Below are 25,215 nucleotides of genomic sequence, written 5' to 3'. Positions count from 1 at the left end.
CATACCGGGCGTGTGTTGGCCATGGTCGGCGGCTTCTCCTACGCGCAGTCGGAGTTCAACCGCGCTACCCAGGCGATGCGCCAGCCGGGCTCCTCGTTCAAGCCGATCGTCTATTCGGCGGCGCTCGACAACGGCTACACGCCGGCTTCCGTGATCATGGACGGGCCGATCACCATCCAGAGCGGCAACACGACCTGGACGCCGAAGAACTATGACGGCACGGCCGCCGGCCCGGCCACCTTGCGCTCGGGCATCGAGAAGTCGCGCAACCTGATGACGGTGCGGCTGGCCAACGACATGGGCATGAAGCTGGTCGTCGAATATGCCGAGCGTTTCGGCGTTTACGATCATCTTGCGCCCTATCTGCCGATGGCTCTGGGCTCCGGCGAGACGACGGTCATGCGCATGGTGTCCGCCTATTCGATTATGGCCAATGGCGGCAAGTCGATCAAACCGTCGCTGATCGACCGCATCCAGGATCGCTACGGCAAGACCGTGTTCAAGCAGGACGAACGCGGCTGCGAGGGCTGCAACGCCGCCGAATGGAAGAACCAGCCCGAGCCGGAACTGGTCGACAATTCCGAGCAGGTGCTCGATCCGATGACGGCCTACCAGATCACCTCAATGATGGAGGGCGTGGTGCAGCGCGGCACCGGCGCCACCATCGCCGAGCTCGGCCGCCATATCGCCGGCAAGACCGGAACCACCAATGATGAGAAGGACGCCTGGTTCATCGGCTTCACGCCGAACCTCGTCGTCGGCCTCTATATGGGCTACGATACGCCGCGCGGCCTGGGCAAGGGGGCCACGGGTGGTGGCCTCGCCGCGCCGATCTTCAAGGACTTCATGCGCGTCGCGCTCGACGGCACGCCCAATGTCGACTTCCAGGTTCCGGAAGGCATGAAGCTGATCGCCATCAACCGCAAGACCGGCATGCGCGCGGCCGAAGGCGACCCCAACACCATCATCGAGGCGTTCAAGCCCGGCACCGGCCCGGCCGACAGCTATTGGGTCATCGGCATGGGCGCGGACGGCTCCAATGGTGCCGGCGGCGCGCTGTCGCCGCAGGCCAATCAGGCCATCCAGGACGGTGGCGGCGGCCTTTACTGACTTCCCCAGGTTTCGAATGGGCCGGCAGCTTAACGCCGGCCCATTTCGCTTTACAGGCGTCGGTGCCGTGCCTATGTATCGCGCCGATTCCGAAAAGAACGACAAGAACAGGACAGAACGAAGAGCCATGCGCGCGGAAACGCAGAACATTGTCGACGAGATCAGGCAGGCGATAACCCTGCTGAGGAGGCATCTTTGACTGGGATCCGGCCCTCAAGCGGCTTGAATATCTGAACTCGCGCGCGGAGGATTCCAGCCTCTGGAACGACCCTGCGGAAGCGCAGAAGCTGATGCGGGAGCGCCAGAGCCTCGATGAGGGGATCGCGGCGGTCAAAGGCCTGACCCAGGCGCTCGAGGACAATATCGGCCTGATCGAACTCGGCGAGGAAGAGGGCGACGAGGGCGTCGTCGCCGAAGCCGAAGCGGCGCTGCGTTCGATGCAGGGCGAGGCCAAGGCCCGTCAGGTGGAGACCCTGTTGTCGGGCGAGGCGGACGCCAACGACACCTATCTTGAAATCCATGCCGGCGCCGGCGGCACCGAGAGCCAGGACTGGGCCTCGATGCTCTTGCGCATGTACACGCGCTGGGCCGAGCGGCGCCGCTTCAAGGTCGAGGTGCTGGAAGTCCATGAAGGCGAAGAGGCCGGCATCAAGTCGGCCACCGTGCTCATCAAGGGGCACAACGCTTATGGCTGGCTGAAGACGGAATCCGGCGTTCACCGCCTGGTGCGCATCTCGCCCTACGACAGCAATGCGCGCCGCCACACCTCCTTCGCCAGCGTCTGGGTCTATCCCGTCATCGACGACACGATCGAGATCAACGTTTCGGAATCCGACGTGCGCATCGACACCTATCGTTCGTCCGGCTCGGGCGGGCAGCACGTCAACACCACCGACTCGGCGGTCCGCATCACCCATCTCGCGACCGGCATCGCAGTTGCTTGCCAAGCCGAACGCTCGCAGCACAAGAACCGGGCTAAGGCCTGGGAGATGCTGCGCTCGCGGCTCTACGAGGAAGAGCTGAAAAAGCGCGAGGCCGTGGCGAACGCCACCGAGGCGTCGAAGAGCGATATCGGCTGGGGCCACCAGATCCGTTCTTACGTCCTCCAACCCTATCAGCTGGTGAAGGATCTGCGCACCGGCGTCGAAAACACCAGCCCGTCAAGCGTGCTCGACGGCGATCTCGACGAATTCATGGAGGCCTCGCTGTCGCATCGCATCGAGGGCGGTGCAGGTGAGGCGATGGCGGACCTCGACTAGGTATTCCGAAAACTTTCCGCCGGGTGGCGGCTGGCAGGGGGTGAGACCTTGGCAAATCCGGAAAAGGCAGGTGCTCGTACGCTTGCCGGGCAATGCTTCTGCGGCACCGTCCGCTACGAGGTGACCGATGAATTCGCCTACGCGGTGAATTGCCATTGCTCGAACTGCCGCCGTACCACAGGGTCGGCTTTCAAGCCCATTGCCGGCATCGCGCGCGACAAGTTTCATCTCATCGCGGGCGACGACAGGCTGCTGATCTATGGCGATGCCGGCGGCCACGACGCGCATTGCGGGCAGTGCGGCTCCTTGCTCTACTCCTTGGTGCGGGAGGGTGCCTACGTCCATGTTGCCATGGGAACCCTGACGGGCGATCCGAGCATTCGCCCAAGTGCACATATCTTCGTCGGTTCCAAGGCGCCATGGTTCACGATTACGGACGACCTGCCGCAATATCGTGAACATGTCACCGGCTGACGGTCGGAACTTCCGTCGGCAGAATTTCGTTCTTAGGCACCCCTGGTCGCAGGCTTGTCGTAGTTATTGTTAACCAAGTCGGCGCACCCTTTTCTGCGGCCGCTGCTGAACCCCGGTGCGATTCCGAGGGCACGCCCAGTTCTTGCGCCGGCCAAGGAATCAGCCCAGCATTCGGGCTGGGTATAGAAGCATGTATGGCCGGACGCGGCATATCTGCGACTGACGATCCGGCCACTGGGAAGACACGTTCCGGGAACGGGCAAGCGACAAAACGCTTGATGCTCGAAAGGAACGCTTCGATGTCTGCTGCCACGTCAAGATCGGCCCGAGCCGTTCGCCCGGCCGGCCGGCTCCTGTTTTCCCTGTTCGCCACCTTCGGGACCATGATGCTGACCGCTACTGCCGTCGCGCACGACGCCAAACCTACGGCGGTGCTTCCGCAAGCCTGGAGCTATCCCTTTGCCTGCTGCGCCAACTACGACTGCAAGGAGGTGCCACAGACATCGATCGGCGAGCGGCCGGAAGGCTATGTGATAAAAGGCACGGGCGAGGTGGTGGCCTACAGCGACAAGCGGGTCAAGGATTCGCCTGATGGCGAATATCACTGGTGCGCGCACCAGGCCGGATTGGACGCCGGCAAGACCATCTGCCTGTTCGTGCCGCCGCCCTCTTACTAGGATTGCCGCGGCCAGGCAGTGCCATGTGAGCTCTCGACCGGGCGCTGCCGCGCCTGCTGACGAACGGTTGTCAGGACGACGTCTTTATGTTGCCTTGCTGCCACGGAAGTTCCGCCGCGTCTTCCGCACGGAACTGTGCGGGGCGGGCGGCGGACAACGGAGAGATCCATGATCATCAAGGGAAGCTGCCACTGCAAGGCCACGACTTTCGAAGTCTCCGAGGCGCCGCAGACGGTGACGCAATGCACGTGCTCATTCTGCTCCAAGCGCGGGTCGCTCTGGGCCTATTACGTCCCGTCGCAATTCAAGCTCACCTGCCCGCCTGAGAACGTCTCCTTCTACCGCTGGGGCTCGAAAACCATAAAGCATGGTTTCTGCTCGACCTGCGGCTGCGGCACCTTCACCGAAACGCCGGACTGGTCGACGGGCCAGCCCGACTTCGACAACCCGAGGATCAGCGTCAACTCTCGCCTGTTCGACGACTTCGACCTGGACAGGGTCGAAGTGGTGGTGATCGACGGCAAGAACCTCTGGTAGCTTTGCCGTTCCGCTTTTTGCCGCAATTCATGGTACAACGCGTGCGGAAGGGCTGATTTGGCGCGGCTGCAACGGCCGCGATTTGGAGAGGGACAATCTTATGAAGAAGACCGTGCTCGTCGCCGTGGCGACGGCTGTGCTCGTGAGCGCCTGCACCACCACCGATCCGTATACCGGCGACCAGAAGATCTCCAACACCGCGGCCGGCGCCGGCCTCGGCGCGTTGGCGGGTGCCAGCCTTGGTCTGCTGGCCGGCGGCAACGACCGCCGCAACGCGCTGATCGGTGCGGGCATCGGCGCCCTTGCCGGCGGCGCGATCGGCGCGACGATGGACCAGAACGAGGCCGAGCTTCGCCGTCAGCTGCAGGGCACCGGCGTCAGCGTCACCCGCAGCGGCGACCAGATCATTCTCAACATGCCGTCCGACATCACCTTCAACGTCGACCAGGACGCGGTGAAGCCGGGCTTCTACCCGGTGCTGAACTCGGTGGCGCTGGTGCTGAACAAGTTCCGCCAGACGACCGTCGACGTCTTCGGCCACACCGACTCGACCGGCGGCGACGAGCACAATTTCGACCTGTCGCAGCGCCGTGCGCTGGCCGTCGCCAACTACCTGTCGGGCCAGGGCGTCGATTCCCGCCGCTTCGCCGTCACCGGCTTCGGCAAGACACGTCCGGTCGCTTCCAACGCGACGGCCGCCGGTCGCGCCCAGAACCGTCGCGTCGAGATCCAGCTGTCGCCGCTGACTTGATAGAAGCTGCTGCCAGGAGAACTACTCTACTATGCAAAACGGCCCCGCGAGGGCCGTTTTGTTTTTGACCTCGAGATGGGAAAGGCCGTCGGGGCCTCAGCTAGTTCTAATTGATGCCTTTCCATCGCCTTGGAAAGGACTAGCATCGACGCTGTCCAGCGGGGACGAGGCGGTACAACCGGCCGCGCAATCAGCATTTTTCCGCCTCGGTCTTGCACGGCCAGTTCAAGAATCTGGGAGGAATGCATGACAAGAACGACTCGCCTTGGGCGCTGCGGCGTCCTCGTTTTAACTGGCCTCTTGGGCGCATGGGTTGGAGCCGCCACGGCCCGGGCCGAAGACGCCAACAAGGCCGACATCGAAGCTCTGAAAAAATCGCTGGCCAAATATGAGGACTACACGGCCGCCGTTCGCGACCTCTATCTGTCGACCGTCGGCTGCGTCTATTACTCGGGCGAGAAGATTCCGGGCACGATGGAATATCCGAAGGGCGCCATGGGCATCCATTTCGTCAACGTTCCGAGCGTCGGCCAGAAGCTCGACCCGATGAAGCCCAACGTGCTCATTTACGAACCGACCAAGGAAGGCTTGAAATTGGTCGGCGTAGAATGGCTGGTGCCCTTGACCCCGGATGTCAAGGAACCACCGAGCCTATTTGGCCAGAAATTCATGGGTCCGATGGAGGGGCATTATCCGCTCATCCCGAAGGAGTTCGTCCATTACGATCTTCACGCCTGGCTGTTCAGGGACAATCCGAACGGCATGTTCAGCCCGACGAACCCGAAGGTGAAATGCAGCAACGCCGAGTTTCCGATGCTGGAGAAGCCGACCAAGATGATGCCCGGGCCGATGTAGGCAGCAGCAGGACAATCCCGGCAAAGCGCTTGTATCCTTCAAGCGAAGCGGCAGTAGAGGAACGGCCCCATTCGGGGCCGCCTCGTTGTTGCCGACGCGGTATTGAGGTCAGACCTTCGCGACGATGCGCATGAAGGCGGGCACGTCATCGCCGAAGCCGACGGTCGCGTCGTCCTCTTCATGGCGGTGGCGGCCAGGGCGGCTGTGGTCGCGCTGAGGACGGGAAGCCCCGCGCTGCTCGTTGCGGTTGTCGGAACCCTTGCGGTCGTTCTCGGAACGGATCGCATCCTTGCGGGCGCGGCGCTCGGCAATATCGGCAATCTCGGCCACCGGCTGCTCTTCGCGTGGTGTCTCCGGCGTCTCGTCGTCGCTGTGCCTGGCGTGGCGGTCCGCGCTTTTCTTGCGCTCGCCACGGCTCTTGCGGTCCTCGTCCTTGCGACCGGCGCGCCGCGGCGCGCCGCGGCCACGGCGAGGCGCTTCTTCGCCTTCGCTCTCGGCGACCGTTGACAGGTCGCCGTCATGCCATTCGATCTTGGTGCCAATCAGCTTTTCGATGGCGTCGACATATTTGGTGTCGGAGCGCGTCGCGATGGTGAAGGATTTTCCGGAGCGGCCGGCCCGGCCGGTGCGCCCGATACGGTGGACATAATCCTCTGCATGGATCGGCACGTCGTAGTTGAAGACGTGGCTGACGTCTGGAATATCGAGGCCGCGGGCGGCGACGTCCGAGGCGACGAGGTAACGCAGCTTGCCATCGCGGAAATTGGCAAGCATCTGCATGCGGGCGCGCTGATCCATGTCGCCATGCAGCGCGCCGGCGTCGAAATCATGCTTCAGCAGCGAGCGGAAAAGCTCCGACACTTCGACCTTGCGGTTGCAGAAGATGATGGCGTTCTTCAGATCGGACTCTTCGGCCCGCATGAGATTGCGAAGCGTCTCGCGCTTGTCCCACGGCTTGGAGCCTGACTTCACCAGGCGCTGCGTGATGCTGGTCGCGGTGGAAGCGGCTCTGGATACCTCGACGCGCACCGGCGCATGCAGGAATTTCTCGGTGAGCTTGGTGATTTCCGGCGGCATGGTCGCCGAGAAGAACAAGGTCTGGCGCGTGAACGGGATCATCTCGCAGATGCGCTCGATATCCGGGATGAAGCCCATATCGAGCATACGGTCGGCCTCGTCGATGACGAGGATCTCGACGCCGTTGAGCAAGAGCTTGCCGCGCTCGCGGTGGTCGAGCAGCCGGCCGGGCGTGGCGATCAGCACATCGGCGCCGCGCTCCAGCTTCTTGTCCTGCTCCTCGAAGGAGACGCCGCCGATCAGCAGCGCGATGTTGAGCTTGTGGTTCTTGCCGTATTTGACGAAGTTTTCCTCAACCTGGGCGGCGAGCTCGCGTGTCGGCTCGAGGATCAGCGTGCGCGGCATCCGGGCACGCGCACGGCCCTTTTCCAGCCGGGTCAGCATCGGCAGCACGAAGGAAGCGGTCTTGCCGGTGCCTGTCTGCGCAATGCCCAACACATCCTTCCCGAGCAGCGCATGCGGAATGGCGCCGGACTGGATCGGGGTAGGCTTGGTGTAGCCGGCATCGGTGACTGCGGAGAGGACCTTCGGCGACAGGCCGAGGTCTGTGAACGTCAACGCTTCTTGAGCGGTCTGAGTGTCTGCGGACAAGTTGTGGCTGTCTTTGGCTGGTTCGGGAAAAATCGCAACACGCGTTGCGGCGGGCGCCGCGCGCCTGCAAGATCGGGTTGCAGTTAGGCGCAAGCCCGCGATTTGTCAACAGAAACGGCCGGGAATCCGGCGGATTGTGAACACGTAACCTTAATTGCGATGCTTAATCGGGGTTATTGTCTTCTACCGGCTCAATAGCGGAATTGCTCGGCAAGAATACGCTCGTTCCATGAATGATTGGGATCGAACAGCAACGTCGCCGTCGCGGTCGGCGATTCCCGCACCGTGACAGAGGCGATCGCCTTGACCTCGGTGTGGTCGGCGGCGGCGTTCACCGGGCGCTTTTCCGACTCCAATATGTCGAAGCGCACGATCGCTTTGTTGGAGAGCAGCGCGCCGCGCCAGCGCCGGGGCCGGAAGGGGCTGACCGGCGTCAGCGCCAAAAGCGGCGCGTCGAGCGGTAGGATCGGCCCGTGCGCCGACAGATTGTAGGCTGTCGAACCAGCGGGTGTCGCGATCATGACGCCGTCGCAGTTCAATTCCTCCAGCCGCACCTGCTCGTCGACGGTGATGCGTATTTTCGCGGTCTGATAGGATTGGCGCCAAAGCGCCACTTCGTTGATCGCCAGCGCCGAGATCGTTTCGCCCTCGTGAGTCACCGCCTGCATTTCCAGTGGGCGGATCGTCTCGGATACCGCTTTCGAAATGCGTTCATCGAGACCGCCGGCGCGATATTCGTTCATCAGGAAGCCGATGGTGCCACGGTTCATCCCGTAGACCTTCTTGCCCGTGCTCATCGTGTCGCGCAGCGTCTGCAGCAGGAAGCCGTCACCGCCGAGCGCGATGATGATCTCCGCCTCGGCGACAGGTATTTGCCCATAGCGCGCCGACAAGGTTTCCAGCGCCGCGCGGGCGTCGTCGGTGTCGGAAGAGACGAAGGCGAAACGGCTGGTTTCTTTGCTCATGGATCCCGAACGGCGACCGCTACCGCCTGCCGGTCGCGCAGGCGACGGCGTAGCATGCGCCGACCGCATCTGCAAAGGGCGGTGCGCCCCGCCATGCGGATAGGCGTTGGCGCTCGCGCTTCGTGACAGCCATGCAACGAATGTGATGGCTGTAATGGTTAAGACCAGGCTTAAACACTCGTAAAGCCGGATCGATCATGTTAGCCGGCAGTGGATGGGTTGGCGGGGGCTGGCCAGTCGAGAGACCTGTCTATTGCCGGTGACGCGTCTGATCATAGTCTTCCTGATGATGGGAAGTTTCGCCCTCATGTTCGCCGAGCTTGTGCGCCACTCGGAGGAGATGAGCCAGCGGCCGCATCCGACGGCCTCCCGCTGCGGCGACGCCGCCGGGATGCCCTGTCCGCAAAGGGCGCTTTAAAGCGCTAGCGGTTCTGCAGCAGGTGACAGCCCGCCTGCCGCTTCTGCGCGAGATACTCGTCGATCACCTGGCGGTAGCGCACCTTGCCGAAGCTCGGGAAATGACCGCCATGCACGACCGAGACGTCGAGGTTGCGCATGGCAAGCAGCGTCTCGACATAGTCGCCGATATCGGAGTGGTAGACGTCGTCGATCAGCGGCCCGTCATAGACGATGTCACCCGACAGGAGCATGCGGGTCTTTCGCTCGTAGAGCGCGATGCCGCCGGGTGAGTGGCCAGGCGTGTGGATGACCTCGAAGGCACGATCGCCGAGATCGACAACGTCGCCATGCTCAAGCAGCCGGTTGGCCGGCGCAGGCGGGATGCGGTAGCTGGCCGTATCCCATCCGTCGGGCATGCCGTCGAACATCTCGTCTGTCGCGTAGCGGTCGGCGACCGTCCACTCGTTGCGCGGATCGGCAAGGATCTGGGCTTCAGCCGAATGCACGCAGCGATCCGGAAATTCGTGGTGGCAGCCGATGTGGTCGAAATGCGTGTGGCTGGCGACGCAGACAAGCTTGGTTTCGGTGACCAGCGGCACATGGCGCCGCAGGCTGACATGGCCGAGGCCGGTATCGAACAAAAGATCGCGGTCGCGGCCGCGCACATGCCAGATGTTGCAGCGGAAGAACGGCTTTATCCATGGCTCATGGATGAGCGTGACGTCGTCGCCCATGCGGATGGCCTCGTACCAGTCCGGAGCCTCGATGACCGGAAGCATGCTCATTGGATCAGTCCGCCAGCAGGATGATGTCTTGAGCATTGCATGAAACCGCGACCGTGTCGCCGGCCTGGACGGTCGCGGGAGCTGGTGCCTTGGCGATGAACTGCAATGTAGGATCCTGCGCCGAGGTGGCGAGCACCCGCTTGAAGCTCCCTTGGTAGACGACGTCGCTCACTCTGGCGGTGCCGAGCGCAACGTCGCCTTTCGCTCCCGCAAGGATGAGGTGCTCGGGCCGGATGGCAAGCGCCACAGCCGCGCCAGCCGGCGCCGTGCCGGGCAGCGAGATCGGCCCGAGCCTGGTCGCCACTGCGAAGCGTCCATCCTGTGTTTCGCCGGCTTTGCCGGCAAGAATCGTGCTTTCGCCCATGAAGGTCGCCGAGAAGCGAGTCTTCGGCCGCGCATAGACCCGCTCGGGCGGTCCTTCGTCCTCGATGCGCCCGTCATTCATCACCACGCAATGGTCAGCCAGGGCCATCGCTTCTTCCTGGTCGTGCGTGACATGGACGAAAGCGGTGCCGACTCGTTTCTGGATCGCTTTCAACTCGTCCTGCATCTGCCGGCGCAGCTTAAGATCCAGCGCGCCGAGCGGCTCGTCGAGCAACAGCACCGCCGGCTCGATGACCAGCGCGCGCGCCAGCGCCACGCGCTGGCGCTGGCCACCGGAGAGCTGGTGCGGCTTCTTGTCGAAGGAGGCTGCAAGCCCGACGAGGGCGAGCGCTTCGCGTGCCTTTGCCGTCCGCGTCGCGCCATCGACGCCCTGCATGCGCAACCCGAAGCCGACATTCTTACCGACGCTCATATGCGGGAACAGCGCGTAGTCCTGGAAGACGGTCGCCGTCGGTCGCTTGGCTGGCGGCACGGCGGTGCAGTCCTGCCCGCGGATGAACACCTTGCCTTCGCTGGGGGTGACGAAGCCGCCAAGGATCGAAAGGAGCGTCGTCTTGCCGGAGCCCGACGGGCCGAGGAGGATCGTGTAGGTGCCGGGCTCGATCGCGAGCGAGACGTTCTTCAAAACGGCGAGGTGGCCGAAACGATGCGAGACGTTGCGGATGTCGACCAAAGGGGTGGTCATGCCGGCTTTCTCCGCACCAGGGTCAATTCGAACAGCACCACGAGCACAATCGAGACCGCAAAGACCAGCGAGCCGACGGCATTGGTCTTGGGATTGAGGCCGGAGCGCAAGAGGTTCCAGATCTCGACCGGGAGCGTCGTCTCGAAACGGGTGAGCAGGTAGGAGATGACGAACTCGTCCCAGGAGAAGGTCATCGACAGGAAGAAGCCGGCGAAGATCGCCGGCGCCATGACCGGCACGGTGATCATCAGCAGCACCTTCCATTCGGGAGCGCCGAGGTCGCGCGCGGCGCGCTCGATGTTGATCTGGTGGTCGCCCATCTGGCTATAGATGATGGCGAAGCAGAGCGGCAGGTTGATCACCACATGGCCGATGCCGGCGGCGATGAGCGATTTCGGCACGCCGGCCCAGTTGAACAGCACCAGCAGCCCCATGCCGATGATCAGATAGCTGACGGTGAGCGGCAGCGTGATCAACCCGCGCAGCAGGGCCGAGCCCGGCAGCACGAAGCGCGCGAAACCCCAGGCGGAAAGGAAGCCGAGCGTGACGGATGCGAGCGAGGACAGCACCGCCACCAGCAGCGAATTGACCAGCGCGGAGGTGAGGCGTGCATCGGACAGCACCGCCTGGTACCAGCGCAGCGACGGGCCGGTGAAAGGCGGGATGGGGAAAGAGGTCGCCTGCAGCGAGAACAGTATCAGCACGACCACCGGCAGGAAGATGAAGCCGTAGACGGCGATCGCGTAGAGCCAGGCGGCGAGGCGGACGGCAGCACGCATGGTCAAGCCCGCTCGATCTTCAGCCAGCGGGCGCAGGCGAGATAGGCGACGGTGACGACGGCCATCAGGATGATCGAAAGCGCCGAGGCCAGCGGAAAATCGCCGCGCCGGCCGATCTGCATCATGACCAGCTGCGGCATGACCAGCTCGTTGTTGCCGCCGAGGATCTGCGGCGTGATGTAGTCGCCGATGCAGAGTACGAAGGTGAGGAAAGCCCCGACCATGATACCGGGCAGGGTCAGCGGCAGCACGACATGCAGGAAGGTCCGCACCGGCCCGGCACCGAGGTCGGCGGCCGCCTTGCGATAGCTCGGGCTGAGTTGTTTCAGATTGGCGAAGATGGTGAGCGTCAGCAGCATGACGAAGAAGTGGACGAAGCCGGTGACGGTAGCGAACCGAGTGTTCGCAAGCTGCAGCGGCTCCGCGACCAAGCCGATGCCGGTGAGCGCCCGATTGATGACGCCGTTCTGCGCCAGCACGAGCAGCCAGGAATAGGAGCGCACGACGTAAGACGTCCAGAACGGCAGCACGGCGAGCATCAGTGCCAATCGCTGCCAGCGCTCCGGCACTTTTTCGGCAAGGATCCAGGCGAATGGATAGGCGAGCACGATCGAAATCACGGTGACGATTGCGGTCACCTCCAGCGAGTTCACCATCGCCCGCCAGTAGGATGGATCGGTGAAGAACTGGCTGTAATTGGCCAAAGTGAAGCCGCCGCCTTCATGCGCCGTCAGGCTCGACAATCCCATGGCGACGAAGGGCAGCACGAAGAACAGAAGCGTCCAAGCCAGCGCCGGCGTGACCAGCGCCCAGGGCAGGGCACGCAGGTTGCTTCCGGCAACGCTCATCGGCCGATTACTGCGCCTGCAGCATTTCGGTCCACATGTCCTGCATCTTCTTGTCGAGATCGGCGTTCGGCGCCGGATAGGCCTGGGCGCGGGCGAGGAAGCCGGGCTGCTCGTCGAAGCGCAGGATCTTCTTCTGCTCGTCGGTGAGCGCTGCCTTCTTGTTGGACGGCATGCCCCAGTAGCAGGAGGAGGTGGCAAGGCGCGCCTGGCCCTCCGGGCTCAGGATATACTGGATGAATTTTAGCGCCATGTCCTTGTTCTTGGATTCCTTGAACATGGCGAGCGACTGCGACCACAGCACCGCGCCTTCCTTGGGGATCGAGAAGTCGAGCGCCGGGTTTTCCTTGGCGAGCCCCGCCGTCACCCACTCGCCGCCGCCGACAAGGACATCCACCTCGCCGGTCGCAAGCGCGGTCTGGCTGGCGGTGACTTCCCCGACCAGCTTGGCGTTGGCCTTCATCTTGAGCAGCTCGGCCTTGAGAGCGGGCAGGTCTGCCTCGGTGAGGTCGGCCGTCTTCTTGCCGATCGCCAGAGCCGCCATGCCGATGACCGGCAGGTAATAGTCGTAGATCGCGATCTTGCCCTTGTATTTGTCGCTGGTCAGCGAAGCCAGCGACTGCATGTCGGCCGGATCGACCTTGGTCTTGTTGAAGCCGATCGTGTTGTAGCCGAACTTTTCGGTGATGCCGTAGCGCTTGCCGTCGACCACGGTGGACTTGTCCATCTTCACTTCCGGAAAGAGGTCGGCGAAAGGCAGCTTGTCCTCCGGCAGCGGCTCGAACAGGCCTTTCTCGACACCGCGCGGTACGTCGATGGAATCGATCACCATCACGTCCCAATCGCCCGGCTGCGACTGATCGACGATCGCGAGCCCTGCGCCTGTGCCCTCGAATTCCTTGACGTTGACCTTGACGTTGTTGGCCTCCTCGAAGGGCTGCAGCAGCGCCGGATCGGAGTGGTCGCACCAGATCAGCGCGTTGAGATCGGCGGCCTGAGCGCCGCCAGCGGCGAGCAGTGCCACAGCAGCGCAGGCGGCTCCGAGACGGGACTTCAGGCTGGAAAGCGGATTCCGGACAGTCATCGAGTGTTCTCCCTGCCTTGCTGGCTTGTTGAGGAAAAGTTGAACCAATTCTAAAATTGAGTCAATTATGATTTTGTGGCAGAGAGGCCGATATGAGCGGATTGCGCGCACGGCAGAAGGCGGACAGGCACCGCCGCATCATCGATGCGGCGACGGAGCTTTTCCGTGAGGCCGGCTATGAAGGCGCCAAGATCGAGGCCATAGCTGCGCAGGCAGAGGTCTCGATCGGCACGATCTACAATTACTACCAGAATAAGGGTGACATCCTCGGCGCCATCGTCGCTATGGAGGTCAACGAGGTGCTGAATGCCGGGCAAGGCGTGGTCGGCAGCCCGCCGGCCGATGTCGGCGACGCGCTCGACAGGCTGATCGGCATCTATATCGAGCACTCGCTCAATTACCTGAGCAAGGAGATGTGGCGGCAGGCGATGGCAATCTCGACCCAATTGCCCGACAGCCCTTTCGGCCAGGCCTATACCGCGCTCGACCGCGCCTTGACCGAACAGATCCGGGCGCTGATCGCCCGCCTGCAGGAGATCGGCCTGGTGCGGTCAGACATCGACGGCCCAGCGGTGGGCGAGTTGATCTTCAACAACATGAACATGATGTTCATCGAGTTCGTGAAGCGCGACGAGGCGAAAATCCCGGAGCTGCGCGCGGCGATAAAGCGGCAGAACCGGATCTTGGTGGCTGCGATCGGCGTATAGAAGATCAAGAGCGAGCGGGTAGAGGGCTTTCAGCAAAGCGCTGCGGCCGAACTACTCAGTGACGGTTGATCAGCCACAGAATGGTCGAGAGAACGACACTGATCAGAATTCCCGTGGTGATCGGAAAGTAGAGCCTGAAATTCTCGCGCTCGATCACGATATCACCGGGCAACCTGCCGAGGCCGATCCTGGTCACCCATGGCCACAGCAGGCCAGCGGCAACTATGCTGAGGCCAATGACGATCAGAGTTCGCGACATGGCAGCACCTGCCGGAAATAGCGCATTGCCAGAATATAGTGATGCTTCGAAAGCTCGCAGAGCGAAGGATGGTGCCCCCGGCAGGGATCGAACCCGCGACCTTCGGTTTACAAAACCGCTGCTCTACCAGCTGAGCTACAAGGGCACGGCGCTCCGGTAGCACATTTCGTGCGCCAGTAAAGACAAAACTCCGTTTTGGGTTGCTAATGGACCGCTTGGCTTAGTCGGCATGCTGAAAAGAGGCGCGCCGCTTCCTACATCTCTGTCGGGTGCAATCGCGTCGAACGGGGTGTCGCATGATCAGATTCGTCATCATCCTACCGCTCATCGTCGTGACCTGGCTTCTCCTGATGAAGGCCGTCAGCGATCTGAAGAAGGCCAACATCGACTGGACGGGCGTCACCACGATCATCGGCTTCATCGTGCTGGCCTTCTGGCTGCGGCACGTGACGGGAATGGGGTGAAGGGGAGTGAATGGTTAATGGTGAAAGGCGGCGTTTTCTCGACCATTCACTCATTCACCCATCCATCGAACCTTTTGCCGCCGCTCCGCCACAACTGATCACCAGAGGCGAATGGTCGCCTCGATCAGAGATAGGAGCAGTCCCGAAAGATTTGAGCCGCTTCCGGGCACTCAAAAAAAATCAGAAAAAAACTTCGAACCTTTTCCGCGCTGCAACGACAGATGATCAAGAGGCGGATGGATCGCCTCGGTCAGGAACCAAGGAGATCATCATGTTCAAGCGCACGCTCGTTTCGACCCTTATCGCCACCTCTGTCGCCGCCGGCACGCTGGCCGGCACCGTCCAGCCTTCGGCCGCTCACGACCATCATCACCGCCGCGAGCTCGGCATCGGCATCGCCGCCGGCGTTGGCGGCTTCGTCCTGGGCAACCTGCTCGCTCAGCAGCCGCGGACGGTCTATGTCGAGGATGGCTACCACGGTTCCTGGCATGTTCGCCGCTGCATGGCCCGCTATGCCAGCTACGATCCGGGCTCGAACACCTACATCGGCTACGACGGCTATCCGCATTACTGCCGCCTCTGAGAGCAATTCCAGGAAAAGCGCATAGCGGTTTTCCGTCCGGGATTGCGTAAAACAGAGGAGAGCCACCGTCTCGGCAACCGGAAAGGGGGCTTCGCGGCCCCTTTTTCGTTTGGTGCTACGAAGTCTTGGCCTCGATCGCCAATCCCGCGCTGCGGCAAGCGCCGGCAACGGCAAGCCCGGCATTAGACGTTTCACCGCTCATCGCGACAAGTTCGAAGCTGTTTCCGGCATCCGGGTTGACCTTGGCAATGAAGGCTTTGCCGTCGCTGGAGCCGCCGGCCGAGCGCTTGTCGTCGACAAAGCCGCAAACCACGATCTCATGGCGGCCGTTCAACGTCCGCTCACCGGCAAGCATCGTCCCGAACTTCGCCGAGACTGGATCCTTCAAGTACTGGCGGACGCCGGCGGTAATGATCTCCTCGAGGGCGAGCGAGATCGGTATGGAATCGACGCGCTGCCCGTTCGAGTCCGGCACCGGTGTCGTGGCAGCGCATCCGCAAAGTGAAGCGGCGAGCAAGAGTTGAACCGTTTTCCGCATCCACGCCCTTTCGCATGCATTCGAACGCCGCGGCAAGACGGCAGGGCCCATGCAGCCGAGGGTGTACAGCGATACGTTTAGTCTGGCCGTCCCGGAATGGCGGCCAAGTGCGCGCTGCCCGGCGCATGACGCCGGGTCATGCGCAAACAAAAACTGTCGCAGTCAGTAGGCTTTCACGCCGCCGATCATCTTCGTCACCTCGGCCGCGGCCTCGCGCACCAGCGGACCGATCTCGGCCAGGCGCTCCGGCGTCACCCGCACCGTCGGGCCGGACACGGAAACGCCGCCGATCGGCTCGCCGAACTCGTTGAAGATGGCAGCGGCGACGCAGCGCATGCCGGGATGGCGTTCCTCGTCGTCGACCGACCAGCCGCGATGCTTGATGGTCGCCAGATCATGAGCCAGCGCCGAGATGTCGGAGAGCGTCTTGTCGGTGAAGCGCTGCAGGCCGGCCTTGCGCAGGATGGCGGCGACCCGCTCCGGCTCGAGATGCGCCAGCACCGCCTTGCCGATGCCCGACGCATGGAAGGAACTGCGCGTGCCCGGCCGGAAGAAGGCCCGGATCGCCTGATGCGTCTCGACCTGACTGACGAAAACCACGCAATCGTCTTCGGCGACGCCCAGATTGGCGGTCTCGCCGGTCTTTTCCATCAGTTCCTGCATCACGATGCGGGCGCGGTCGACCAGCTTGCGGCGGCGCAGGAAGGCGGCGCCCATGCGATAGGTCTCGACGCCGATCGACCAGAGCTGGTCGGTCGAGTCGAACTCGACCATGCCGTGGTTCTCCAGCGTCGTCAGCATGCGGTAGGCCGTTGAGGCGGCGATGCCGCTGCGCGCCGCGATCTCGCTCAAGGACAAGCCGCTGGCGTCCGCGACGATCGCCAGGATGCGCAGCGCGCGGTCGAGCGACTGCACTGAAGCCGCTTCCTGCGGGCCGTTGAAGGCACGCGGCCGGCCGCGTTGGCGTTTTTCCGTGGTTTCCATGCACGCATTCTCCGCAATTTCGCGCGGAGCACAATGAAAAAGTTTTTCACTGGCCCCCGTGGCGATTTTCTGGAAAAGGAAAAGATCAGTGAATTCAGCAAGGTACAACAGTTTTCTAGAAATGAAAAAATATTCTGAAAAAATTGAAAAATCGAGAACGCGCTGGCATTCTAAAGCCAACCAACCAAGTGGAGGCTGAACATGGCCAGGATGCGCGCTGTCGACGCGGCGGTTCTCGTTCTAGAAAAAGAAGGCATCACCAATGCCTTCGGCGTGCCGGGCGCGGCGATCAACCCGCTCTATTCGGCGCTGAAGGCGCGCGGCACCATCCGCCACGTTCTCGCACGCCATGTCGAGGGCGCCTCGCACATGGCTGAAGGTTTTACCCGCGCCAAGGCCGGCAATATCGGACTCTGCATCGGCACCTCAGGTCCGGCCGGCACCGATATGATCACCGGGCTCTATTCCGCCTCGGCGGATTCCATTCCCATCCTCTGCATCACCGGGCAGGCGCCGCGCGCTCGCCTCAACAAGGAGGATTTCCAGGCCGTCGACATCGCTTCGATCGCAGCACCCGTCGCCAAATGGGCCGTCACCGTCATGGAACCCTATCTGGTGCCGATGGCGCTGCAGAAGGCGTTCCACCTGATGCGCTCCTCGCGACCGGGCCCGGTGCTGATCGACCTGCCGCTCGATGTGCAGCTTGCCGAGATCGAATTCGACATCGAGGCCTATGAGCCGCTGGTTCCCTTCAGGCCGGCAATGACGCGCGCCCAGGCCGAAAAGGGTTTGGCAATGCTCAACCAGGCGCAAAAGCCGCTGATCGTCGCCGGCGGCGGCATCATCAACGCCGATGCTTCCGATTTGCTGATCGAGTTCGCCGAAGTCACCGGCGTGCCGGTCATTCCGACGTTGATGGGCTGGGGCGCGATCCCCGACGATCACCGGCTGATGGCCGGCATGTGCGGCCTGCAGACCTCGCACCGTTACGGCAACGCGACAATGCTTGAAGCCGACTTCGTCTTTGGCATCGGCAACCGCTGGGCCAATCGCCACACCGGGTCGGTCGACGTCTACACCAAGGGCAAGAAATTCATCCATGTCGACATCGAGCCCACTCAGATCGGCCGCGTCTTCGCGCCGGATCTCGGCATCGTGTCGGATGCGGGCGCGGCGCTGAAGATGCTGCTCGACGTCGCCACCGAGTGGCGTACGGCCGGCAAGCTGCGCGACTGGTCGGGCTGGGCGAAGGAATGCCAGCAGCGCAAGAAAACCATGAAGCGCAAGACGCATTTCGAGCAGGTGCCGCTGAAGCCGCAGCGCGTCTATGAGGAGATGAACAAGGCTTTTGCCCGCGACACCACCTATGTCACCACGATCGGCCTGTCGCAGATCGCCGGCGCGCAATTCCTGCATGTCTACAAGCCGCGCAACTGGATCAACTGCGGCCAGGCCGGCCCGCTCGGCTGGACGCTGCCGGCCGCGCTCGGCGTGCGCGCCGCGGATCCCGATCGCGCCATCGTCGCGCTCTCCGGCGACTACGACTTCCAGTTCATGATCGAGGAGCTGGCGGTCGGCGCGCAGCACAACCTGCCTTACATCCACGTCGTCGTGAACAACGCCTATCTCGGGCTGATCCGCCAGGCGCAGCGCGGCTTCTCGATGGACTACGAGGTGAGCCTCGCCTTCGAGAACGTCAACCGGGCAAACGATCCCGAGGCCGGCTACGGCGTCGACCATGTCGCGGTCGCCGAGGCGATGGGCTGCAAGGCGGTTCGCGTGCGCAAGCCGGAAGAGTTCGCCGGCGCCTTCAAAGAGGCTGAGCGGCTGATGAAGGACCACCAGGTCCCGGTCGTTCTCGAATTCATCCTTGAACGTGTCACCAACATTTCCATGGGCACCGAAATCGACAAGATCACCGAATTCGAGGAGCTTGCCGAAAGCCACGAGGATGCGCCGACGGCGATCGTGATGCTCGATTGAGGTCCGGCGGAAAGAAGGAGCAAAAAGAATGCCGCGTTTTTCAGCCAATCTTTCGATGCTCTTCGGGGAGCACGAATTCCTAGATCGTTTCGATGCCGCTGCCCGCGCCGGCTTCAAGGGCGTCGAATATATCGGGCCGTACGACCATGCGCCGGACGTTGTTGCCGCTCGCCTCAAGAAGAACGGCCTGACGCAGGTTCTCTTCAACCTGCCGGCCGGCGACTGGGCAAAGGGCGAGCGCGGCATTGCCGTGCTGCCCGACCGCGTGCCTGAATTTCGCCAGGGCGTCGCCAAGGCGATCACTTATGCGCACGCGGTTGGCTGCGAGCAGGTCAACTGCCTCGCCGGCATCGCGCCGCAGGGTGCCGATCGCACTACTTTGGAAAACGTCTTTGCCGAAAATCTCGCTTTCGCGGCCGAAAAGCTGGAGCAGGCCAGCATCAAGCTGCTGATCGAGCCGATCAACACTCGCGACATTCCGGGCTTCTTCCTGAATTACACCGATCAGGCGCTGGCGCTGATCGACCGCATCGGCTCGAAGAACCTGTTCCTGCAATACGACATTTATCACATGCAGATCATGGAGGGGGATCTCGCCCGTACCATCGAGGCAAACCTTGGCCGCATCGCGCATATCCAGCTTGCGGACAATCCCGGCCGTCACGAGCCGGGGACGGGCGAGATCAATTATCCCTTCCTCTACGACCATATCGACCGGCTCGGCTATCCCGGCTGGATCGGCGCCGAATACAAACCGAAGGCCGGCACGGAGGTGGGACTCGGCTGGTTCCGGCAGTTCGCCGGGCAGGGGAGTGCGGCGGCTTAGGCGCTTCTCAACCAGCCTCGGCGCTGCCCCTCACCCTTACCCTCTCCCCGTGAAAAACGGGGGAGAGGGGGGTCGCCAGCGCTGGAGCTTGTCCCCCGTCTCCCCATCCTTCACGGGGAGAAGGTGCCGGCAGGCGGATGAGGGGCGGCGCCAGCCTTCGATCCATTCGGACAAAGATCTTCAGGAGACCGCAAAATGGAAACCATCGGCTTCATTGGCCTCGGCATCATGGGCGCGCCGATGGCGGGGCATCTGCTCGACGCCGGCTACCCGGTCATCGCCAGCGACCATCGCTCGAAGCCGCCGGCCGCTCTCGCGGCCAAGGGGCTGAAGACCGTCACCGGCCATGATGCGGTGGCCAGCGCCGCCGGCATCATCATCACCATGGTGCCCGACACGCCGCAGGTGGCGGATGTGCTGTTCGGCGAAAACGGCGTCGCTTCAGCTCTGTCGAAAGGCAAGCTCGTCATCGACATGAGCTCGATCTCGCCGATCGCCACCAAGGACTTCGCCAAGAAGATCAACGATCTCGGCTGCGACTATCTCGACGCGCCGGTATCCGGCGGCGAGGTCGGCGCCAAGGCAGCCTCGCTTACCATCATGGTTGGCGGCGAGGAAGAGGCGTTCGAGCGCGCCAGGCCGGTGTTCGAGAAGATGGGCAAGAACATCACGCTGGTCGGGCCGAACGGCGTCGGCCAGACCACCAAGGTCGCCAACCAGATCGTCGTGGCGCTCACCATCGAGGCGATCGGCGAAGCCCTGGTTTTCGCCTCGAAGGCCGGCGCCGATCCTGCAAGGGTTCGCCAAGCCCTGATGGGCGGTCTCGCCGCCTCGCGCATCCTCGAAGTGCATGGCGAGCGCATGATCAAGCGCACCTTCGCGCCCGGTTTCCGCATCGAACTGCACCAGAAGGACCTCAACCTCGCGCTGGAAGGCGCCAAGGCGCTCGGCGTTGCGCTCCCCAACACCTCGACGACGCAGCAACTGTTCAATTCCTGCGCCGCCAATGGTGGGGCGAAGGAGGATCACTCGGCGCTGGTCAGGGCGCTGGAGCGGATGGCGGGCCACGAAGTGGCCTAGCGAATAGGGAGTAGCGAATAGGGATTTGCAGGCCGACGGGCCGCCGTGTTTCGGCTATTCGCTATTCGCTATTCGCTATTCGCTATTCGCTATTCGCTATTCGCTATTCGCTATTCGCTATTCGCTATTCGCTATTCGCTATGAATTTCCTGGCCGCATAAAGGCTCACCGCCGCTGCGTTGGACACGTTGAGCGAGCGGATGGCGCCGGGCATGTCCAGGCGGGCAAGCGCCGTCACCGTCTCGCGCGTCTTCTGGCGCAAGCCCTTGCCCTCGGCGCCCAGAACCAGCGCAATTTTTCCTCCGGCGAAGCTCTTTTCCAGCTCCGCCGATCCCTCGGAATCGAGCCCGATCGTCTGGAAGCCGGCATCGTGCAGTTGACCCAGCGCGTCGGCGAGGTTTTTCACCTCGATCTGGTCGATGTGCTCCAGCGCGCCCGAGGCCGATTTCGCCAGCACGCCCGATTCCTGCGGGCTGTGGCGGGCCGTCGTGATCAGCGCGCCGGCGCCGAAAGCCACCGCCGAGCGCAGAATAGCGCCGACATTGTGCGGGTCGGTGACCTGGTCGAGCACCAGCACCAGCTTTGTGTCGCCGAGCGTGTCAAGGCGATTGGGTTTAAGCGGTTCCGCCTCGATCAGCACGCCCTGATGCACGGCGTCCGAGCCGGTGATTTTGTCGATATCTTTCGGCTCGACCAACTCGGCCTTGAAGGGCAGGGCGGCAAGATCGCCGATCGCCAGACGCTCGGCGGCGTTGCGGGTCACCAGCATTCTTTTGATCTTGCGTCGCGGATTGTCGAGTGCGGCCCGCACCGTGTGCAGGCCGTAAAGCCGCACCAGTCCGTCGGCGGGGCCTTCGCCTGGCGGCACCGGCTGGCGCGGCCGGAATGCCGGCGCGCCGCCCGCCTTCTGGTCGCGATGCGCGCGCCTCAGCTTGGCGTAGTGGGTATCCTTCGGGGTGCCCGGTTTGCTGCTTTTGTTGTCGCTCATGCCGGCCTCTATAACCGTCCCGGCCGGCTAAGGATACGGGCTGCGGCGACGAATGCCGAACATCCTCGAAAAACCCTGGCCGCGCCGGTTGACACCCACCGGCCTTGCCGCCATAAGGCGCATCGCTGATTTCGGAGAAGATCCTTACTCGGGCTCCGGGTCGGCTGAAATGCCTCGTTGCATGGCTCCGGCGGCAGACTGGAGAGGTGCCCGAGTGGTTAAAGGGGACGGACTGTAAATCCGTTGGCTTAGCCTACGTTGGTTCGAATCCAACCCTCTCCACCACTGCCGGCCCGGAAGCCCTGAAACGAAAAGCACCGGAAGTGTGCCACTGTTTTCCGATGCTAGCGCAGGCGGGTATAGCTCAGTGGTAGAGCAGCAGCCTTCCAAGCTGAATATGCGGGTTCGATTCCCGCTACCCGCTCCAGATTTTCTTCGTCGTAGGCCTCAAATGAACGCCGAGCACCCGTGGCGCGCGGCGTGTTCGATCTGCCTTGTGCTTAACTGTTGAAAGCCGATGTCACCTGATGTTGCGGCGGCACTTGGCCGTTCGGCGTCAGCTTGTCGACAACGCCGGGCAGCGCCGTGGACAATTGCTGCAGCAGCTCCTGCTCGTTCATACCGGTACGTTGCGCGATCTCGCGGATCACCGCCGGCCCCAGCGCCGAGCCGAGATCGTTGGCGTTGATCGGCCGGTTCTGGCCGGTGCCGACCCAGGAATCGGCTACGCCGCCGTGGCCGGCGTCTCGCAGTCTGTCGAGCAGCCCGCCCAGTCCGCCGAGCAGGCCGCCATCGGCGGAGGTTCCGGCGGGAGTTGGGGCGGGGGCCTGAGCTTCGGCCGGCTGTTCCTCGCTTCTGCCGCTCAGCATCTTGCCGACCAGCAGCGCGCCGAGCGCGATCATCAGGGGTTTGGTGATGTTGCCGCCGGGAACGGCGTTGTCAAAAAGGCCCATCATGGATCTCCTATCAACCAAGTCCACCCGGCGCCAGAATGGCTCAACCGGGGGGATTTTCAAGCTGTCTTGAGCTTTTGACAATCATATGAAAATGATTGGCAGCGGGGGGATTGGAGGGAAGAAATGGGCATCATCAGCTGGATCATTCTCGGCGCGATCGCCGGCTTCATCGGCAGCAAGATCGTCAACAAGACCGGTCAGGGCATGATCATGGACATCGTGCTCGGCATCGTCGGCGCGATCGTCGGTGGCGTGATCTTCAGCGCCTTCGGCGCATCGGGCGTCACCGGCCTCAACATCTGGAGCCTGATTGTCGCCGTCATCGGCTCGGTCGTCGTGCTCTGGGCCTATCACCAGTTCTCCGGCAGGCGCACGCTGTAGAACGGTCGAACGATCGGCGAAACCACGGCTCGATCGCCGTGGTGGGATCGTCAGCCGAGCGCTGGTCGTCGAACGCGACCGCGCTGCGTATTGGCATTGGATGGCGTGGGGCGGAACGGCGATGGCGGTCCAGATTCAAGGCCTTCCGGTCACCTATTATCCAATCCCGAAAAGCGGCACCAGCAGCGTCAAATACGCGCTGATGGCGCTCGGCGGCAAGGAAGCCGTTCTGCTTGACCCGGACAACGACGTCCACAGTCAAATTGCAACCAATTGGGCCGATCCGTTCGAGCCGGTCTATGACGGCCTCAGCGGTAAATTCACGATCGTTCGTGATCCGCTGGAGCGGCTGCTCTCGGCTTATTCCAGCAGGATATTGGACACCGATGTCCTACGGTCACGCTCGCCCAACCTCGAGTTGCTCGAGAGCTTTGGGCTGCCGACCAACCCGGATCCCGATACCTTCATCCTCAACATCGAAAAATACTGCGCGTGCTCAGGGGACATCCACTTTCACGTCGCCTCGCCACGCCGCTTCATCGGTTCCAGCCTGTTCCTGTTCGAGCACGTCTTCAAATTCGAGGACATGGACAAGGTCGGCGCCTTCCTGTCCACGGTCAGCGGCAGGGCAGTCTCTATGCCGCGGCTGCAGGCAGCCCGGGGCAAGGTCAGTCCATCGGATCTGTCCCCCGCGGCGTTCAGAAAGGCGATGCGCTTCTGCCGCTACGACTACGGTTTCCTTGTCGACTATTACGATCCGGCACGATGGGGAGGCATCCCCCAAGGCGATCCCGATGAGACGTCCTCGCTGCATGTCGCCGGCGATCTGACCGCTTTTCGCAACGGCCGTCTGGTCTACCCGCGGACGCTGCGCAACCTCGTCGGATTCCTTGCCAAACGTCCGTTGAAGAAAAGGGTGGGGCTGTAGCGTTCAGCTTTTCAGTCCGGACGACCTCAGGCCACAACGCTCAAGCGCCTCCTTCGCTCGTCGAGCGAGACGATGGCGAGGCCGCTGCCGATCACCAGGAGAATGCCGCAGACGGCGAGCGTGTTGGGGAGCTGCCCGAACACCAAAAGGCCGGAAATCACCGCCCAGACGGTGAAGCAATAGTAGAAGGGCGCCACCGCGCTTGTCGGTCCGACGCGATAGGCCATGAAGATGAAGAAGTGACCGAAGATCAGGAACAGGCCGGCGCCGGCAAGCAAAAGGAGATGACGGCCCTCCGGCATCACCCACTGTTCCGAGACAAGGTGTGCGACACCTGAGCCGAGCAGCACGACAACCACGGCGGAGATGGCGACGATCATGCCGGGCACCTCGGCGCCCACCTTACGTCCGGCGAGGTCGCGCGCCGCGGCCAGGGCCGCGTTGCCCAGCGCCAGCAAGGCATAGATGGAAATGCCCTGCATCGTCGGTTGCGCCACCATGACGGCGCCGACAAAGCCTAGGCTAATCAGCGCCATTCGCACGGCGCCGATCTTCTCGCCGAAAAGGAGCGAGGACCCGACCAGCACGATGAGCGGCGTGATCTGCCCGAGCGCCGTCGAATCGGCGATCGGCATGTTGGCCAACGCCACGACGTAGCAAAGGATCGCCGCCAGCTCGCAAAGGTTCCGGCGCAGCACCTTGCGTTCGAACAGCAGCGGGATCTGCCTGCCATAGCCCAGCATGAAAAGCAGCGGCATGCCCCACAGTGTGGCGGCCGCGCCACGCAGCAGCAGCACCTCATAAGGCGGCAGCCCTGCGGTCGCGAGCTTCATCATCGTGTCATTGACGAGGTAGGATCCCGTCGAGACGATCATGAACAGCGGGCCGCGGGTATTTGCCGGAAGGAATTGCATTGGCTGAAGAAATCAGAGGCGGATCGGGGCGGCAATGGGCCAGTTCCGGCCGATCTGGCGTCTACCCGCGCGAAACTGTCGATGGGCTAGCCGAGGCAAGACGCGCGGATTTGAATTCGCCTGTCGCGATCCTATATCCGCACCATACCCCTGAAATCAGATCATTGGTTCGGCTCGAGCGAGACAACGCTCAACCACAAGGCACTTGTGTTTTGCGGCCGTTGTCGCTAATCGCCCCGCATTCGACTGAACTGAAGGTCAAGGCCGCCCAAGGAAAGAGACTATGGCAAAAGGTAAATTCGAGCGCACCAAGCCGCATGTGAACATTGGCACGATCGGCCACGTCGATCATGGCAAGACGTCGCTG

General features: G+C 62.8%; 28 protein-coding genes, 3 tRNA genes and 1 pseudogene. 18 read left to right on the top strand and 14 right to left on the bottom strand.

The features are described from left to right. The 7 genes from EOA49_RS17825 to EOA49_RS17795 all read left to right on the top strand — a co-directional run. The coding region (locus EOA49_RS17825) for a penicillin-binding transpeptidase domain-containing protein (protein ID WP_281058458.1) at positions 1–1,110 on the top strand (1,110 nt) is incomplete at its 5' end. A 127-nt stretch (positions 1,111–1,237) separates the two neighbouring features. Then, positions 1,238–2,369, top strand: a protein-coding gene (gene prfB / locus EOA49_RS17820) for a peptide chain release factor 2 (protein WP_127240096.1) whose coding sequence is annotated in 2 segments (ribosomal slippage) — positions 1,238–1,303 and positions 1,305–2,369 — 1,131 coding nt in all. Because the reading frame shifts where the segments join, the coding sequence is not laid out codon by codon here. A 48-nt stretch (positions 2,370–2,417) separates the two neighbouring features. Continuing rightward, a complete protein-coding gene (locus EOA49_RS17815; RefSeq protein WP_127240097.1) occupies positions 2,418–2,843 on the top strand; it encodes a GFA family protein in 426 nt (141 codons plus the stop codon). A 299-nt stretch (positions 2,844–3,142) separates the two neighbouring features. Then, positions 3,143–3,520: a hypothetical protein gene (locus EOA49_RS17810; protein ID WP_127240098.1), complete on the top strand. Its 378-nt coding sequence runs from the start codon at positions 3,143–3,145 to the stop codon at positions 3,518–3,520. Positions 3,521–3,688: 168 nt separating this feature from the next. Next, entirely contained in the window at positions 3,689–4,057 is a 369-nt protein-coding gene (locus EOA49_RS17805; protein WP_127240099.1) for a GFA family protein, read from the top strand. Positions 4,058–4,157: 100 nt separating this feature from the next. Beyond that, positions 4,158–4,808: an OmpA family protein gene (locus EOA49_RS17800; protein WP_095783284.1), complete on the top strand. Its 651-nt coding sequence runs from the start codon at positions 4,158–4,160 to the stop codon at positions 4,806–4,808. A gap of 246 nt (positions 4,809–5,054) precedes the next feature. Then, positions 5,055–5,663 carry a hypothetical protein gene (locus tag EOA49_RS17795; protein WP_095801316.1) on the top strand — a complete coding sequence of 203 codons (609 nt, stop codon included), beginning with the start codon at positions 5,055–5,057 and terminating at the stop codon, positions 5,661–5,663. 108 nt (positions 5,664–5,771) lie between these two features. Here the strand turns inward: EOA49_RS17795 and EOA49_RS17790 are convergent, their stop codons facing one another. From EOA49_RS17790 to EOA49_RS17755, 7 genes are all read right to left on the bottom strand, one after another. Further along, the gene (locus EOA49_RS17790) at positions 5,772–7,331 is read right to left on the bottom strand and encodes a DEAD/DEAH box helicase (RefSeq protein ID WP_067321553.1); all 1,560 of its coding nucleotides are present in this window, start codon (positions 7,329–7,331) and stop codon (positions 5,772–5,774) included. A gap of 191 nt (positions 7,332–7,522) precedes the next feature. Further along, a complete protein-coding gene (locus tag EOA49_RS17785; protein ID WP_067321550.1) occupies positions 7,523–8,296 on the bottom strand; it encodes an NAD kinase in 774 nt (257 codons plus the stop codon). 422 nt (positions 8,297–8,718) lie between these two features. Continuing rightward, a complete protein-coding gene (locus EOA49_RS17775) occupies positions 8,719–9,480 on the bottom strand; it encodes an MBL fold metallo-hydrolase (RefSeq protein WP_127240100.1) in 762 nt (253 codons plus the stop codon). 4 nt (positions 9,481–9,484) lie between these two features. Next, entirely contained in the window at positions 9,485–10,549 is a 1,065-nt protein-coding gene (locus EOA49_RS17770; RefSeq protein ID WP_127240101.1) for an ABC transporter ATP-binding protein, read from the bottom strand. Further along, a complete protein-coding gene (locus EOA49_RS17765) occupies positions 10,546–11,328 on the bottom strand; it encodes an ABC transporter permease (RefSeq protein ID WP_127243273.1) in 783 nt (260 codons plus the stop codon). Before EOA49_RS17765 ends, EOA49_RS17770 begins: the two co-directional genes overlap by 4 nt. A 2-nt stretch (positions 11,329–11,330) precedes the next feature. Continuing rightward, positions 11,331–12,176: an ABC transporter permease gene (locus EOA49_RS17760; RefSeq protein WP_127241912.1), complete on the bottom strand. Its 846-nt coding sequence runs from the start codon at positions 12,174–12,176 to the stop codon at positions 11,331–11,333. A gap of 7 nt (positions 12,177–12,183) precedes the next feature. Continuing rightward, positions 12,184–13,257, bottom strand: coding sequence for a spermidine/putrescine ABC transporter substrate-binding protein (locus EOA49_RS17755; RefSeq protein ID WP_127241911.1), 1,074 nt, complete (start codon positions 13,255–13,257; stop codon positions 12,184–12,186). Between the two features lie 92 nt (positions 13,258–13,349). Here EOA49_RS17755 and EOA49_RS17750 point away from each other — a divergent pair, with 92 nt between their 5' ends. Then, positions 13,350–13,964 carry a TetR/AcrR family transcriptional regulator gene (locus EOA49_RS17750; RefSeq protein ID WP_095801323.1) on the top strand — a complete coding sequence of 205 codons (615 nt, stop codon included), beginning with the start codon at positions 13,350–13,352 and terminating at the stop codon, positions 13,962–13,964. Positions 13,965–14,019: 55 nt separating this feature from the next. Here the strand turns inward: EOA49_RS17750 and EOA49_RS17745 are convergent, their stop codons facing one another. Together EOA49_RS17745 and EOA49_RS17740 are read right to left on the bottom strand one after the other, a co-directional pair. After that, positions 14,020–14,223, bottom strand: a complete 204-nt coding sequence (locus EOA49_RS17745; protein ID WP_095828506.1) for a DUF2905 domain-containing protein — start codon at positions 14,221–14,223, stop codon at positions 14,020–14,022. Positions 14,224–14,292: 69 nt separating this feature from the next. Further along, positions 14,293–14,368 (bottom strand) — tRNA-Thr (locus EOA49_RS17740). 151 nt (positions 14,369–14,519) lie between these two features. Between EOA49_RS17740 and EOA49_RS17735 the strand changes: the two genes are divergently transcribed. Together EOA49_RS17735 and EOA49_RS17730 are read left to right on the top strand one after the other, a co-directional pair. Continuing rightward, positions 14,520–14,687 carry a hypothetical protein gene (locus EOA49_RS17735; protein ID WP_082953745.1) on the top strand — a complete coding sequence of 56 codons (168 nt, stop codon included), beginning with the start codon at positions 14,520–14,522 and terminating at the stop codon, positions 14,685–14,687. A 271-nt stretch (positions 14,688–14,958) separates the two neighbouring features. Further along, positions 14,959–15,270 (top strand): BA14K family protein, encoded by a 312-nt coding sequence (locus tag EOA49_RS17730; protein WP_066989901.1) that lies wholly within the window; start codon positions 14,959–14,961, stop codon positions 15,268–15,270. Positions 15,271–15,385: 115 nt separating this feature from the next. Here EOA49_RS17730 and EOA49_RS17725 read toward each other — a convergent pair whose 3' ends face one another. Both EOA49_RS17725 and bhcR read right to left on the bottom strand, forming a co-directional pair. Beyond that, on the bottom strand, positions 15,386–15,808 hold the full coding sequence (locus EOA49_RS17725; protein ID WP_127217555.1) for a hypothetical protein: 423 nt from the start codon (positions 15,806–15,808) through the stop codon (positions 15,386–15,388). Positions 15,809–15,970: 162 nt separating this feature from the next. Then, on the bottom strand, positions 15,971–16,792 hold the full coding sequence (bhcR, locus tag EOA49_RS17720; RefSeq protein ID WP_067321643.1) for an HTH-type transcriptional regulator BhcR: 822 nt from the start codon (positions 16,790–16,792) through the stop codon (positions 15,971–15,973). A 201-nt stretch (positions 16,793–16,993) separates the two neighbouring features. Here bhcR and gcl point away from each other — a divergent pair, with 201 nt between their 5' ends. The 3 genes from gcl to EOA49_RS17705 all read left to right on the top strand — a co-directional run bounded on the left by gcl (position 16,994) and on the right by EOA49_RS17705 (position 20,681). After that, positions 16,994–18,775 carry a glyoxylate carboligase gene (gene gcl, locus EOA49_RS17715; RefSeq protein WP_127217398.1) on the top strand — a complete coding sequence of 594 codons (1,782 nt, stop codon included), beginning with the start codon at positions 16,994–16,996 and terminating at the stop codon, positions 18,773–18,775. 28 nt (positions 18,776–18,803) lie between these two features. Then, the gene (gene otnI / locus EOA49_RS17710) at positions 18,804–19,601 is read left to right on the top strand and encodes a 2-oxo-tetronate isomerase (RefSeq protein ID WP_095828503.1); all 798 of its coding nucleotides are present in this window, start codon (positions 18,804–18,806) and stop codon (positions 19,599–19,601) included. A 195-nt stretch (positions 19,602–19,796) separates the two neighbouring features. Next, a complete protein-coding gene (locus EOA49_RS17705; protein WP_127241946.1) occupies positions 19,797–20,681 on the top strand; it encodes a 2-hydroxy-3-oxopropionate reductase in 885 nt (294 codons plus the stop codon). A 124-nt stretch (positions 20,682–20,805) separates the two neighbouring features. Here EOA49_RS17705 and EOA49_RS17700 read toward each other — a convergent pair whose 3' ends face one another. Then, positions 20,806–21,669 (bottom strand): RNA methyltransferase, encoded by an 864-nt coding sequence (locus tag EOA49_RS17700; protein WP_127241947.1) that lies wholly within the window; start codon positions 21,667–21,669, stop codon positions 20,806–20,808. A 200-nt stretch (positions 21,670–21,869) separates the two neighbouring features. Here EOA49_RS17700 and EOA49_RS17695 point away from each other — a divergent pair. Then, positions 21,870–21,954: transfer RNA gene (locus tag EOA49_RS17695), tRNA-Tyr, on the top strand. A gap of 68 nt (positions 21,955–22,022) precedes the next feature. After that, a tRNA-Gly gene (locus EOA49_RS17690) sits at positions 22,023–22,096 on the top strand. A gap of 73 nt (positions 22,097–22,169) precedes the next feature. Here the strand turns inward: EOA49_RS17690 and EOA49_RS17685 are convergent. After that, positions 22,170–22,622, bottom strand: a complete 453-nt coding sequence (locus tag EOA49_RS17685) for a YidB family protein (protein ID WP_067321636.1) — start codon at positions 22,620–22,622, stop codon at positions 22,170–22,172. A gap of 126 nt (positions 22,623–22,748) precedes the next feature. Between EOA49_RS17685 and EOA49_RS17680 the strand changes: the two genes are divergently transcribed. Beyond that, the gene (locus EOA49_RS17680; protein ID WP_067321514.1) at positions 22,749–23,006 is read left to right on the top strand and encodes a GlsB/YeaQ/YmgE family stress response membrane protein; all 258 of its coding nucleotides are present in this window, start codon (positions 22,749–22,751) and stop codon (positions 23,004–23,006) included. A 121-nt stretch (positions 23,007–23,127) separates the two neighbouring features. Next, a complete protein-coding gene (locus tag EOA49_RS17675) occupies positions 23,128–23,934 on the top strand; it encodes a sulfotransferase family 2 domain-containing protein (RefSeq protein ID WP_164747002.1) in 807 nt (268 codons plus the stop codon). Between the two features lie 26 nt (positions 23,935–23,960). Here the strand turns inward: EOA49_RS17675 and EOA49_RS17670 are convergent, their stop codons facing one another. Beyond that, a complete protein-coding gene (locus EOA49_RS17670; RefSeq protein WP_127241949.1) occupies positions 23,961–24,848 on the bottom strand; it encodes a DMT family transporter in 888 nt (295 codons plus the stop codon). A 283-nt stretch (positions 24,849–25,131) separates the two neighbouring features. Between EOA49_RS17670 and EOA49_RS17665 the strand changes: the two are divergent. Beyond that, a pseudogene (locus tag EOA49_RS17665) lies at positions 25,132–25,215 on the top strand (elongation factor Tu); the annotation flags it as partial.

The sequence above is a fragment of the Mesorhizobium sp. M1A.F.Ca.IN.020.04.1.1 genome, from assembly GCF_003997315.1.
In the GTDB taxonomy this organism is placed as follows: domain Bacteria; phylum Pseudomonadota; class Alphaproteobacteria; order Rhizobiales; family Rhizobiaceae; genus Mesorhizobium.
Note: the sequence above shows the minus strand (reverse complement) of the source record. Positions and strands in the feature narration are given on the sequence as shown.

Excerpts from the sequence above, each read along its gene's own strand:
- EOA49_RS17810 (WP_127240098.1), top strand. The coding sequence starts at position 3,143 with ATGTCTGCTGCCACGTCAAGATCGGCCCGAGCCGTTCGCCCGGCCGGC.
- EOA49_RS17805 (WP_127240099.1), top strand. The coding sequence starts at position 3,689 with ATGATCATCAAGGGAAGCTGCCACTGCAAGGCCACGACTTTCGAAGTC.
- EOA49_RS17800 (WP_095783284.1), top strand. The coding sequence starts at position 4,158 with ATGAAGAAGACCGTGCTCGTCGCCGTGGCGACGGCTGTGCTCGTGAGC.
- EOA49_RS17795 (WP_095801316.1), top strand. The coding sequence starts at position 5,055 with ATGACAAGAACGACTCGCCTTGGGCGCTGCGGCGTCCTCGTTTTAACT.
- EOA49_RS17785 (WP_067321550.1), bottom strand. The coding sequence starts at position 8,296 with ATGAGCAAAGAAACCAGCCGTTTCGCCTTCGTCTCTTCCGACACCGAC.
- EOA49_RS17775 (WP_127240100.1), bottom strand. The coding sequence starts at position 9,480 with ATGAGCATGCTTCCGGTCATCGAGGCTCCGGACTGGTACGAGGCCATC.
- EOA49_RS17770 (WP_127240101.1), bottom strand. The coding sequence starts at position 10,549 with ATGACCACCCCTTTGGTCGACATCCGCAACGTCTCGCATCGTTTCGGC.
- EOA49_RS17765 (WP_127243273.1), bottom strand. The coding sequence starts at position 11,328 with ATGCGTGCTGCCGTCCGCCTCGCCGCCTGGCTCTACGCGATCGCCGTC.
- EOA49_RS17760 (WP_127241912.1), bottom strand. The coding sequence starts at position 12,176 with ATGAGCGTTGCCGGAAGCAACCTGCGTGCCCTGCCCTGGGCGCTGGTC.
- EOA49_RS17755 (WP_127241911.1), bottom strand. The coding sequence starts at position 13,257 with ATGACTGTCCGGAATCCGCTTTCCAGCCTGAAGTCCCGTCTCGGAGCC.
- EOA49_RS17750 (WP_095801323.1), top strand. The coding sequence starts at position 13,350 with ATGAGCGGATTGCGCGCACGGCAGAAGGCGGACAGGCACCGCCGCATC.
- EOA49_RS17745 (WP_095828506.1), bottom strand. The coding sequence starts at position 14,223 with ATGTCGCGAACTCTGATCGTCATTGGCCTCAGCATAGTTGCCGCTGGC.
- EOA49_RS17735 (WP_082953745.1), top strand. The coding sequence starts at position 14,520 with ATGATCAGATTCGTCATCATCCTACCGCTCATCGTCGTGACCTGGCTT.
- EOA49_RS17730 (WP_066989901.1), top strand. The coding sequence starts at position 14,959 with ATGTTCAAGCGCACGCTCGTTTCGACCCTTATCGCCACCTCTGTCGCC.
- EOA49_RS17725 (WP_127217555.1), bottom strand. The coding sequence starts at position 15,808 with ATGCGGAAAACGGTTCAACTCTTGCTCGCCGCTTCACTTTGCGGATGC.
- bhcR (WP_067321643.1), bottom strand. The coding sequence starts at position 16,792 with ATGGAAACCACGGAAAAACGCCAACGCGGCCGGCCGCGTGCCTTCAAC.
- gcl (WP_127217398.1), top strand. The coding sequence starts at position 16,994 with ATGGCCAGGATGCGCGCTGTCGACGCGGCGGTTCTCGTTCTAGAAAAA.
- otnI (WP_095828503.1), top strand. The coding sequence starts at position 18,804 with ATGCCGCGTTTTTCAGCCAATCTTTCGATGCTCTTCGGGGAGCACGAA.
- EOA49_RS17705 (WP_127241946.1), top strand. The coding sequence starts at position 19,797 with ATGGAAACCATCGGCTTCATTGGCCTCGGCATCATGGGCGCGCCGATG.
- EOA49_RS17700 (WP_127241947.1), bottom strand. The coding sequence starts at position 21,669 with ATGAGCGACAACAAAAGCAGCAAACCGGGCACCCCGAAGGATACCCAC.
- EOA49_RS17685 (WP_067321636.1), bottom strand. The coding sequence starts at position 22,622 with ATGGGCCTTTTTGACAACGCCGTTCCCGGCGGCAACATCACCAAACCC.
- EOA49_RS17680 (WP_067321514.1), top strand. The coding sequence starts at position 22,749 with ATGGGCATCATCAGCTGGATCATTCTCGGCGCGATCGCCGGCTTCATC.
- EOA49_RS17675 (WP_164747002.1), top strand. The coding sequence starts at position 23,128 with ATGGCGGTCCAGATTCAAGGCCTTCCGGTCACCTATTATCCAATCCCG.
- EOA49_RS17670 (WP_127241949.1), bottom strand. The coding sequence starts at position 24,848 with ATGCAATTCCTTCCGGCAAATACCCGCGGCCCGCTGTTCATGATCGTC.